The sequence below is a fragment of the Streptomyces rishiriensis genome (assembly GCF_003112535.1).
In the GTDB taxonomy this organism is placed as follows: domain Bacteria; phylum Actinomycetota; class Actinomycetes; order Streptomycetales; family Streptomycetaceae; genus Streptomyces; species Streptomyces rishiriensis.
The window spans coordinates 1-12487 of sequence record NZ_BEWA01000040.1 but is presented as its reverse complement, the minus strand read 5'-3'; the positions used below and the strand labels follow the sequence as shown (position 1 = coordinate 12487).

The window sequence follows — 12487 nt, the reverse complement described above, 5'->3', positions numbered from 1 at the left end:
CACATGAGCGATGAGGAAAAACTCCTCGGCTACCTGAAGAAGGTCACGGCCGACCTCCACCAGACGCGACAGCGTCTGGCCGCGGCCGAGGCACACCGCAACGACCCCGTCGCGATCGTCGCGATGGGCTGCCGGTTCCCGGGCGGGGTCGGCGACCCCGACGATCTGTGGCGGCTGCTCGACGACGGCGGCGACGCCATGTCCGAGTGGCCCCACGACCGGGGCTGGGACGTCGACGCCCTGTACGACCCGACGCCCGGCACCCCCGGCCGCAGCTACACCCGCACCGGCGGATTCATCGACCGGGTCGGCGACTTCGACGCCGGGTTCTTCGGCATCTCGCCGCGCGAGGCCGTCGGCACCGACCCGCAGCAGCGGATCCTGCTGGAGATCTGCTGGGAGGCGCTGGAACGCGCCGGGATCGACCCGCTCACCCTGCGCGGCAGCCGCACCGGCGTGTTCTCCGGCACCAACCTGCAGGACTACACCACCCTGCTCAGCCTGTCCGACAACGCCGGCGACGACGGGGTGGGCAACGCGCCCAGCGTCCTGTCCGGCCGGATCTCCTACACCCTCGGCCTCGAAGGCCCCGCGGTCTCCGTCGACACCGCCTGCTCCTCCTCCCTGGTCACCCTCCACCTGGCGGCGCAGGCGCTGCGCGCGGGGGAGTGCGACCTGGCGCTGGCCGGCGGCGTCACCGTCATGTCGACGCCCACGATCTTCCTCGAGTTCAGCCGCCAGCGCGGCCTGTCGCCGGACGGCCGCTGCCGCGCCTTCGCCGACACCGCCGACGGCACCGCCTGGGGCGAGGGCGCGGGAGTCCTCGTCGTCGAACGGCTCTCGGACGCCCGCCGCCACGGACATCCCGTCCTCGCCGTCCTGCGCGGCTCCGCCGTCAACCAGGACGGCGCGTCCAACGGTCTGACCGCTCCCAACGGCCCCTCCCAGGAACGCGTCATCTGGCAGGCGCTCAACAACGCGAGGCTCGCACCCGCCGACGTCGACGCGGTCGAGGCGCACGGCACCGGAACCACCCTCGGCGACCCCATCGAGGCGCAGGCCCTGCTCGCCACCTACGGACAGGACCGGCCCGCGGACCGGCCGCTGCTGCTCGGCTCGGTGAAGTCGAACATCGGCCACACCCAGGCCGCGGCAGGTGTCGCCGGCGTCATCAAGACGGTCCTCGCGCTGCGCGCGGGCCGGCTGCCGGCGACCCTCCACGTCGACCGGCCCAGCCGGCACGTCGACTGGAGCGCCGGAAACGTCGAACTGCTCACCGAAGCCCGCGGCTGGCCCGCCGTCGGCGACCGACCGCGCCGCGCGGGCGTGTCCTCCTTCGGCGTCAGCGGCACCAACGCCCACGTCATCCTGGAACAGGCCCCGCCCACCGAGCAGGACGACGACACCCGGCCCGCGGACGACGCGTCCCGCCCCCGCGCCTTCACCGTCTCCGGCCGCACCGCTCCCGCCCTGCGCGACCAGGCCCGCCGGCTCGCCGCCCGCCTGCGCGCCGGCCCGGACGGCGCACCGCACCCCGCCGACCTCGCCTGGTCCCTCGCGACCACCCGGTCCGCGCTGGAACACCGTGCCGTCGTCGTCGCCCCCGGCCCCGACGTGCTCCTGCGCGGCCTGACCGCCCTGGCCGACGGCGCCCCCGACCCGGCCGTGGTCCGCGGCGTCGCCGACACCGAGGGCGACCCGGTCTTCCTCTTCCCCGGCCAGGGGCCGCAGTGGGAGGGCATGGCCACCGAACTCCACGACGCCGACGCCCGGTTCCGCGCCTTCTTCGACGAAGCCGCCGCCGCCGTAGAGGAGTTCGTCGACTTCCGCGTACTGGACGTTCTGCGGGGCGCCCCCGGCGCGCCGCCCCTGGAGCGGCTCGACGTCGTCCAGCCCACCCTCTTCGTCGTCTGCGTCGCCCTCGCCCGGCTGTGGATGGCGTGCGGGGTCCGCCCCGCCGCGGTCGCCGGCCAGAGCCAGGGCGAGATCGCCGCCGCGCACATCGCGGGCGTCCTCACCCTCCAGGACGCGGCCCTGGTCGTCGTCACCCGCAGCCGGGAACTCACCGCCATCACCGGCCGCGGCGGCATGGTCGCCGTACCGCTGGAGCTCGCCGAGGTCGAACGTCTCATCGCCCCCTATGACGGCCGCATCTCCGTCGGCTCCGTCACCGGCCCGAGGTCCGTCACCGTGTCCGGGGACGCCGAACCGCTGGCCGAACTGCTGACCCGCCTCACCGACGACGGAATCCGCGCACGCCGCGTGCCGGTGGACTACGCCTCGCACTGCGCCCAGGTGGAGGAGGTCCGCGACGCCCTGCTCGCCGGATTCGCACCGGTGCGCCCGCGCCCCGCCGAGATCCCGTTCCACTCCACCGTCACCGGAGACCGGGTCGAGGACACCACCACGCTCGACGCCGCCTACTGGTACGACAACATCCGCCGCACCGTCCGCTTCGAGAGCACGGTGCGCGCTCTCGCCGACGCCGGACAGCGGGTCTTCGTCGAGATGGCCCCGCACCCCGTGGTCACCACGGCGGTGGGCGACATCCTCGACGACCTCGGCATCACCGACGGCGCCGTCCTCGGCACCCTGCGCCGCGACGAGGGCGGGCCCGAACGCTTCCTCACGTCCGTGGCCGGTCTCGCCGTCCGTGGCGGATCCGTGAACTGGAACGCCGTCCACGACGAGCCCGCGCAACGCGTCGACCTGCCCGTCTACGCCTTCCAACGCCGACGCTACTGGCCGGGGTTCACCGCCGCGGTGACCGGCGCGACCGCCGACGCCACGGACGCCCCGTTCTGGCAGGCCGTCGAGTCCGGCGACCTCACCACCCTCGCCGAAGCGCTCAGCCTCGACGAACAGGCCACGGCCGCGCTGCTCCCCGCCCTGGCCGACTACCGGCGGCGCGGCAACGACCGTGCCACCGCCGACCGCTGGCGTTACCGCATCACCTGGCACCCGTTGCAGGACACGCCGACGCCGGCCCTCACCGGCCGCTGGATCCTCGTCGTGCCCCGCGGCCACCAAAACGGTCCCGAGGCCACCCGCGTCCAGGCCGCCCTGGCCCGCGCCGGCGCCGACTGCGCCCTCGTCGTCGTCGAAGAGCACCCCGACCGCACGGCGCTCGCCGCCGTCCTGGCCGAGGCGACGGCCGACGCCCGCGGCGTCCTGTCCCTGCTCGCCCTCGACGGCAGCGCGCATCCTCGGCACCCGCAGCTGCACGGCGGTTTCGCCGCCACCGTCGCCCTGGTGCAGGCCATGGACGACCTCAACGTCCGGCTGCCGGTGTGGTTCCTGACCCGCGGCGCCGTAGCCACCCGCGCCGGCGAGGCCCCCGCCTCACCGGCCCAGGCCCTCGTCTGGGGCTTCGGCCGGGTCGTCGCCCTGGAACAGGCCGACTGCTGGGGCGGCCTGATCGACCTGCCCGACCAGCTCGACACGCGCACCGCCGACCGGGTCGTCGCCGTCCTCGCCGGAACCGACCACGAGGACCAGGTCGCCGTACGCGCCACCGGCACGCTGGGCCGCAGGCTGGAGCGCGCCGCCGTCGGCGGGCTCGCCGGCCGACGCCGGTGGCGACCGGAGGGCACCGTCCTCGTGACCGGCGGCACCGGCGCCCTCGGCCGTCACGTGGCCCGCTGGCTCGCCCGCGAGGGAGGGGCGCACCTCCTCCTCGTCAGCCGCTCCGGTCCCGAGGCGGAATGCGCCGCCGGGCTGCTCGCCGAACTGACCGCCCTCGGCGCCCGCGCGGACCTCGTCGCCTGCGACGTCGCCGACCCCGCGGACCTCGCCGGCCTGCTGGCCTCCATCCCCGAGGAGCGCCCCCTCACCGCCGTCTTCCACACCGCCGCCGTTCTCGACGACGGGGTCATCGGCTCGCTCACGCCCGAGCGCCTCGCCGAGGTCCTGCGGGTCAAGGCGGGAGGCGCTCGGAACCTCGACGCCGCGACCGCCGGCCTGGACCTCTCCGCCTTCGTGCTGTTCTCCTCCTCCTCGGGTGTCTTCGGCAGCCCCGGACACGGCAACTACGCCCCCGGCAACGCCTTCCTGGACGCCCTCGCCGAGGACCGCCGCTCGCGCGGGCTGCCCGCCACGGCGATCGCATGGAGCGGCTGGGCCGAGGGAGGCATGGCCTCCGGCACGGTCGGCGAGCGGCTCCAGCGCCACGGCGTCCGCCTCATGGACCCCGCCGTCGCCGTCACGGCCCTCCAGCACGCCCTGGACCAGGACGACACCGCGCTCGTGGTCACCGACATCGACTGGGAGGTCTTCGGGGCGGAGCTCGGCAAGGGCCGCCCGCGCCGTCTGTACGCCGAGCTTCCGGATCTGGGACAGCTGCGCGCGCAGCGCGCCGCCGCCCCGGCCGCCTCCGGCGACGACAACGACGTGATGGCCACGATCGCCGCCCTCGGGGAGGCCGACCGCCGTCATGCCCTGCTCGCGCTGGTGCGCGCGCACATCGCCTACGTCCTCAACCATCCGAGCCCCGACGACGTCGAACCGGCCCGGGCCTTCCGGGAGCTCGGCTTCGACTCCCTCACCTCGGTCGAGCTGCGCAACACCCTGGGCGAGGCGACCGGCATGCGGCTGCCCGCCACCCTCGTGTACGACTACCCCACGCCCGCGGCCCTGGCCGAGCACCTCGGCGAGCAGCTCGCCCCGGCGGGCTCCTCCGCCTCCGCGGCCGCCGCGCCCGTCACCCGCCGGGACACGGCCGAGGACCCGGTCGTGATCGTCGGCATGGCCTGCCGCTTCCCCGGCGGCGCGGACACTCCGGAGCGGTTCTGGCAGCTGCTGGCCGACGGGACCGACGTGATGGGCCCGTTCCCGGACGACCGGGACTGGGACGTGGCCGGGCTCTACCACCCCGAGCCCGGCACGGCGGGCCGTACCGCCACACTCACCGGTGGATTCCTGGACGGCTTCGCCGACTTCGATCCCGGAGTCTTCGCCATCTCGCCCCGCGAGGCTCTGGCCATGGACCCGCAGCAGCGGCTGCTGCTCGAGACCGCCTGGGAGGCGTTCGAGCGGGCGGGGATCGATCCGCGGTCGCTGCGCGGCAGCCGGACCGGTGTGTTCGCCGGCACGAACTACCAGGACTACACCTCCCGTCCGATCGCGCCCGGCGACGACGTCGGCGCCCACCTGGGCACGGGCAACTCCGCAAGCGTCCTGTCGGGCCGCGTCTCCTACACCTTCGGGCTGGAAGGCCCGGCGGTCACCGTCGACACCGCCTGCTCGTCGTCGCTGGTCGCCCTGCATCTGGCGGCGCAGGCGCTGCGCGCGGGGGAGTGCGACCTGGCGCTGGCCGGCGGCGTCACCGTGATGTCGACGCCCGGTCTGTTCGTGGACTTCAGTCGTCAGCAGGGGCTGGCGGTGGACGGTCGGTGCAAGGCGTTCGCGGAGGCGGCGGACGGGACGGGGTTCTCGGAGGGTGGTGGTCTGCTGTTGGTGGAGCGGTTGTCGGATGCGCGTCGGCTGGGGCATCCGGTGTTGGCGGTGGTGCGGGGTTCGGCGGTGAATCAGGACGGTGCGTCGAACGGGTTGAGTGCGCCGAACGGTCCGTCGCAGCAGCGGGTGATCCGGGCGGCGTTGGCGGATGCGGGTGTGTCGGCGGTGGATGTGGATGTGGTGGAGGCGCATGGGACGGGGACGCGGTTGGGTGATCCGATCGAGGCGCAGGCGGTGTTGGCGACCTATGGTCAGGGTCGTGAGGCGGTGCGGCCGTTGTGGTTGGGGTCGGTGAAGTCGAATGTGGGTCATACGCAGGCGGGCGCCGGTGTGGCGGGTGTGATGAAGATGGTGCTGGCGATGCGGTCGGGTGTGGTGCCGGCGACGTTGCATGTGGATGAGCCGTCGTCGCATGTGGACTGGTCGGCCGGTGCGGTGGAGCTGGTGACGGGGGCGCGGGTCTGGGAGGAGGAGGCGGGGCGTCCGCGGCGTGCGGGTGTGTCGTCGTTCGGTATCAGCGGCACCAACGCGCACGTCATCCTGGAGGGCGTCGCCGACGAACCGCACGACACGTCCGACGCCGACGAACCTCTCGCCGACCCCTCGCAGTCGGAGTCGGAGTCGGAGTCGGAGTCGCCGTCGCGGGTGCAGGCGCGGGTGCCGGCGCCGGTGCCCTGGATCGTCACCGGTCGCAGCCGTGACGCCCTGCGCGACCAGGCCGCCCGGCTGCTCGACCACGTGAGCGCACACCCCGAAGTCGCCGTCGCCGACACCGCGTTGTCGCTGGCGACCACCCGGACGCCGTTCGCCCACCGAGCCGTCCTCATCGGCGACGATCACGAAGGCCTCGCGGCCCGGCTGCGGGCCCTGGCCGAGGGAACGCCGCTGCCCGGCACGGTCACCGGCGTCGCACGCGCAGGGGGCCGCACGGCCTTCCTGTTCACCGGCCAGGGTGCGCAGCGGCCCGGCATGGGCCGCGAACTGCACGCCGCCCATCCGGTGTTCGCGCAGGCCTTCGACGCCGTGTGCGAACGCGTCCCCGGACTGCGGGAGGTGGTCCTGGGAGACGACGCCGAACTCCTGAACCGCACCGAGCACGCACAGCCCGCCCTGTTCGCCTTCGAAGTGGCCCTGTACCGGCTGCTGGAGTCGTGGGGCGTCCGCCCGGACCACGTCGCCGGCCACTCCGTCGGCGAGATCGCCGCGGCCCATGTCGCCGGAGTGTTCTCCCTCGACGACGCCTGCGCCCTGGTCGCCGCCCGCGGCCGGCTCATGCAGGCGCTCCCCTCCGGCGGCACCATGGCGTCGATCAGGGCCACCGAGCAGGAGATACTGCCGCTGCTGTCCGGACGCGAACACGAAGTCGGCATCGCCGCCCTCAACGGGCCCTCCGCGACCGTCGTCTCCGGCACGGAGGAGGCCGTCGCCCGGATCTGCGAGCACTTCTCGGCGGCCGGCCGGCGCACGGCCCGGCTCCGGGTCAGCCACGCCTTCCACTCCCCGCTCATGGATCCGGCGCTCGACGACTTCCGGGCCGTCGCCGCCGGCATCACCTACGACGAGCCGATCCTGTCCGTCGTCTCCGCACGGACCGGTGAACCGGCCACCGCCGGTCTGCTCACCGACCCCGAGCACTGGGTGCGGCACCTCCGTGAGCCGGTCCGCTTCCACGACTGCGTCACCCGGCTGCACGGCCTCGGCGTCCGCCGCTTCCTGGAGGTCGGGCCGGACAGTTCGCTCACGGCGCTCGCCGAGACAGCGCTCGCCGAGGCGGAGTCCGACACGGCGGAAACGGTGTTCGCGGCAGCCGTCCTGCGAGACGAGCCCGAGACCGGCTGTCTGCTCCGCGCCGTCGGCACACTGTTCGCGCACGGCGCCGAGCCCGACTGGGCGGCGCTCCTTCCCGGCGGCGCCCGCGCCGTGCGGCTGCCTACCTACGCTTTCCAGCGGCAGCGGTTCTGGCTGCCGACCGTGGCCTCGGCCGGCGACCCCGACGCCGCCGGACTGCACCCCGCGGACCACCCGTTCCTCGCTGCCGAGGTCGCCCGCGCGGGCTCGGACGACCTGCTGTTCACCGGGCGGCTGTCCCTGCGCAGCCACCCCTGGCTCGCCGACCACGCCGTCCTCGGGCAGGTCATCCTGCCCGCCACCGGCTACCTCGACCTCGCCGTGCACGTGGGCGACCGCACCGGCTGCGGCCACCTGAGCGAACTCACCCTGCTCAGCCCGCTCGTCGTGCCCGCCGAGGGCGCCGCCCACCTCCAGGTCACCGTGGAAGCCGCCGACGACCAGAGCCGCCGCGCCTTCGCCGTGTGGTCGAGGTCCTCGGCGGACGACGGGGAATGGCAGCGGCACGCCCAGGGCGTCCTCGCCCCGCAGCCGCCGTCCGAGCCGGCCGGAGACCTGGCCGCCTGGCCTCCGCCGGGAGCCTCCGTCGTCTCCGACGAGGACCCCTACGCGGCCTTCGCCGCCGCGGGCTTCGCCTACGGTCCGAGCTTCCGCGGCCTGGGCAGCGTGTGGGAGCGCGGCGACGAGGTGTACGCCGAGGTCGCGTTGCCGGAACCGTACCGGGAGGACGCCTCCCGGCACGCCCTGCACCCGGCCCTGCTCGACGCGGCCGTCCAGGCTCTGCTGGTCAGGCGCCCCGGGCTGCGGCCCGACGACGAGGACACGGCGCCCATGCTGCCGTTCGCGTGGACCGGGCTGACCCTGCACGCCACCGGCGCTACCGCGCTGAGGGTGCGCCTGACCCCCGCCGGCCACGACCACGGTTACCGGGTCCTGGTCACCGACACCACCGGCCGGGCCGTCGCCACCGCCGACGCGATCACCCTGCGGGAGGTGTCCGCCGCCCCGGCCGCCCGGCCGGGCCGACCCGAACTGCTCCGCCTGGACTGGCAGGAGACGCTGCCCGCCCCCGAGCCGCCCGCTCCGCGCACGGTGCGCTGGATCGTCCTCGGCGAGGGCGACGACCGGGTGCTCGCCTCCCTCGACGCGGCCGGCGTCCATGTGGAGACCTACGCCGACCTCGAGGCGCTCGCCAAGGCCCTCGACACCGGCATGACGATGCCCGAGGTGGTCGTCGTCGCACCGGAACCGTGTCACGCCGGCGATCACGGCATGCCCGAGGCGTTGCGGGGCCGCCTGTCCCGCACCCACGAGGTGATGACCGGCTGGCTCGCCGACGAGCGGTACGCCGACGCCCGGCTCGTGTTCGTCACCCGCCGCGCGGTGACGGCGGGCCGGGACGACGCCTCCGCGGACGTGGTCCCGCCGGATGCGACCGCTGCCGCCCTGTGGGGACTGGTCCGCGCCGGACAGGCCGAACATCCGGGCCGCTTCCAGCTGGTGGACCTGCCCGGCGGGGCCGAGGGCGGCGACGGGGCCGCACTGCTCGGGGCGATCGCCTCCGGTCGCCCGCACAGCGCGGTCCGCGACGGCCGGGTCCTGCACCCCGACGCCGTGCCCGCCGCCCCCGGCGCCGTACCCGACCTCGCCGCGGGCACGGTGCTCGTCACCGGCGCCACCGGCGCCCTCGGCCGGGCCGTCGCCCGCCACCTCGTCACCCGGCACGGCGTGCGTTCGCTGCTGCTCGCCGGACGGCGCGGCCCGGCCGCCGACGGCGCGGACGCTCTGGTGTCCGAGCTGACGGAACTGGGCGCCCGAGTACGCCTGGAGGCCTGTGACGTCGCCCGGCGAGCCGATGTCGAGCGGCTGTTGACCCACGTGCCCGCCGACGCGCCGCTGACCGGGGTGATCCACGCGGCCGGCGTCACCGACGACGCCGTCCTCACCGCACTCGACGGGGCGCGCTTCGACACGGTGCTGCGCCCGAAGGCGGACGGCGCCTGGAACCTGCACCACGCCATGACGGACCACCGTCCGGCCGCGTTCGTGCTGTTCTCCTCGGCGGCGGGCACCTTCGGCGCTCCCGGCCAGGCCAACTACGCGGCGGCGAACGCCTTCCTCGACGGCCTCGCCGCCCTCAGACGCTCACTCGGACGACCCGCGGCGTCCGTCGCCTGGGGCCTGTGGAGCGACGACAGCGGCATGACCGCGCGTCTGTCCCGCGCCGACCGGGGCCGACTGAGCCGCGGCGGCCTGCGTCCCCTGACCACCGAGGACGCCCTCGCTCTCCTCGACGACGCCCTCGCCACGGCCGACCCCGCGGTGATCGCCGTCGCCACCGGTTCGGGCCGGGCGGGAGTCCGTTCGATGCTGCGGCCCGGCACCGCGGCGGCGCGACGCAGGAGCGCGTCCGGTCCGTCGGAGCCGGCCGGCCCGTCGCTCCTGGCCGGACGCTCCGCGGAAGAGGGCCGCACCTTGCTGCTCGGTCTGGTGCGCGACCTCGCCGCCACCGTGCTGGGGCACGCGGGCGCGGACGAGGTGGAGCCCGACCGGCTCTTCACCGAGCAGGGCTTCGACTCCCTCACGGTGGTCGAACTCCGTAACCACCTCGCCACCGCCACCGGCCTGCAGCTGGCGCCGACCCTTCTGTTCGACCACGCCTCGCCCGAGGCCCTCGCCGCCCATCTGCACGCCCGGCTCGCCGAGCGGGCCACCCAGGACCAGGAGACCGGCCGGGACCAGACGGCTACGAGCACCCCGGGCGTCCGCCCCGAGGACACCCTCGGGGGCCTGTTCAAGCAGGCCTGTCTCGACGACCGTGTCGACGACGGCTTCACCCTGCTCCAGGCGGCGGCGGAACTGCGTCCCACCTTCACCTCGCCGGACGAACTCCCCGGCCTGCCCGGGGCGATCCGGCTCTCGGCAGGCGACTCAGCGGCGCCGCTGGTCTGCTTCAGCTCCTACGTCGCCCTCGCCGGTGTCCACCAGTACGCCCGGTTCGCCTCGCCGTTCCGCGGCCGGCGCGACGTCTGGGCGCTGCCCACCCAGGGCTTCGGCACGGGTGAGGCGCTGCCGGCGACCTTCGACGCGGTGGCCGACCTGCACGCCGACGCCGTACGGCGGACCGTCGGGGACGCTGCGCCGGTCCTGCTCGGCTCGTCGTCCGGTGGGGTCCTCGCCCTCTCCGCCGCTCGGCGGATGCAGGAGCGCGGCGCCGCGCCGGCCGCCGTCGTCCTGCTGGACACCTACATGCCGCGGGCCGACTCCCCGTTCCTGCGTTTCTCCCAGCAGATGCTCAGCGGCATGTTCGAACGCGAGTCGATGTTCGCGCACATGGACTCGGCACGGCTCACCGCGATGAGCTGGTACGTCGCGATGATCGGGGAATGGGAGCCGGGCCCCCTGGAGTGCCCCGTGCTGCTGGTGCGTTCCAGCGAGCCCCCGGTGCCCGCGGAACCCGGTGAGGAGATGCGGCCCGAGGAGTGGCAGACGTCCTGGCGCCGGGCCCACACCGTCCTCGACGTCCCCGGCAACCACTTCACGATGATGGAGGACCACGCCCGCTCCACCGCCGGGGCCACCGACGGCTGGCTGACCGCCCGAGGCGTCTGACCGGCCCCCCGGCACCGAGGCCCTGCCCCGTTATGTTTTCCGCGGTTCCGCAACGGGGCCGCTGGCCTCCGGGCCCGGCATGACTGTTGCCCCCTGTCGAACGGATGACCTGGGGGGTGGTGTCACCGGGCCCGGGAGGTGCCGTCGGAGACGCTGATGAGAGGTCCGGCCACCGCCCGGTCCGGCGCACTGCCGGACAGCTCGCGAGCGGCAGGTCTGCATAACGTGGATGCGCGCGTACGACACCGAAGCCGAGGCCGGCACCGTCAACACCCTGGGAAAGGCGCGATGTTCGACACCGAAGACGTGGGCGTGTTCCTCGGCCTGGACGTCGGCAAGAGCAGCCATCACGGCCACGGGCTGACCCCGGCCGGGAAGAAGGTCTTCGACAAGCAACTGCCGAACAGCGAGCCAAAACTGCGGGCCGTCTTCGACAAGCTGACCGCGAAGTTCGGCACCGTGCTGGTGATCGTGGACCAGCCCGCCTCCATCGGCGCCCTCCCGCTGACCGTCGCCCGTGACGCGGGCTGCCAGGTCGCCTACCTGCCCGGACTCGCCATGCGCCGGATCGCCGACCTCTACCCGGGCGAGGCCAAGACCGACGCCAAGGACGCCGCGGTCATCGCCGACGCCGCCCGCACCATGCCGCACACCCTGCGCTCGCTGGAACTGACCGACGAGATCACCGCCGAGCTGACCGTGCTCGTCGGCTTCGACCAGGACCTCGCCGCCGAGGCCACCCGCACGTCCAACCGGATACGCGGCCTGCTCACCCAGTTCCACCCCAGCCTCGAACGCGTCCTCGGCCCTCGCCTGGACCACCAGGCCGTCACCTGGCTCCTGGAGCGCTACGGCTCCCCGGCCGCCCTGCGCAAGGCCGGCCGTCGCAGACTCGTGGAACTGATCCGGCCCAAGGCGCCGCGCATGGCCCAGCGGCTGATCGACGACGTCTTCGACGCGCTCGACGAACAGACCGTCGTCGTGCCCGGCACCGGCACCCTCGACATCGTCGTGCCCTCCCTGGCCGCCTCGCTCGCCGCCGTCCACACCCAGCGCCGGGCCCTGGAAGCCCAGATCAACGCCCTGCTGGAGGCCCACCCTCTTTCCCCGGTCCTGACGTCGATGCCCGGCGTCGGCGTCAGGACCGCCGCCGTCCTGCTGGTCACCGTCGGCGACGGCACCAGCTTCCCCACCGCCGCCCACCTCGCCTCCTACGCCGGCCTGGCCCCGGCCACGAAGTCGTCCGGAACCTCGATCCACGGCGAACACGCACCCCGAGGCGGAAACCGTCAGCTCAAACGGGCAATGTTCCTCTCCGCCTTCGCCTGCATGAACGCCGACCCCGCCTCCCGCACCTACTACGACAAGCAACGAGCCCGCGGCAAAACCCACACCCAGGCCCTCCTCCGCCTGGCCCGCCAACGCATCAGCGTCCTGTTCGCCATGCTCCGAGACGGCACCTTCTACGAACCCCGCATCCCTGAGGACGTCGAACTCGCCGCATGACCCCCACAAGTCACACCACCCCAAACCGAACCTGGGTGCCTTGACGAAAGACATAGAGGCACCCCCC

Annotated in this window: 1 protein-coding gene and 1 pseudogene; both read left to right on the top strand. The window is 74.3% G+C overall.

Annotation, left to right across the window (positions count from 1 at the left end):
- Positions 1 to 45 precede the first annotated feature (45 nt).
- A pseudogene (locus tag Sri02f_RS40060) lies at positions 46 to 10914 on the top strand (type I polyketide synthase); the annotation flags it as partial.
- 288 nt (positions 10915 to 11202) lie between these two features.
- Positions 11203 to 12420 carry an IS110 family RNA-guided transposase gene (locus tag Sri02f_RS40055; RefSeq protein ID WP_109002418.1) on the top strand — a complete coding sequence of 406 codons (1218 nt, stop codon included), beginning with the start codon at positions 11203 to 11205 and terminating at the stop codon, positions 12418 to 12420.
- Positions 12421 to 12487: the final 67 nt, after the last annotated feature.

What these genes read in the sequence shown, in the direction of transcription:
- Sri02f_RS40055 (WP_109002418.1), top strand. Translation starts at nt 11,203, where the DNA reads ATGTTCGACACCGAAGACGTGGGCGTGTTCCTCGGCCTGGACGTCGGC.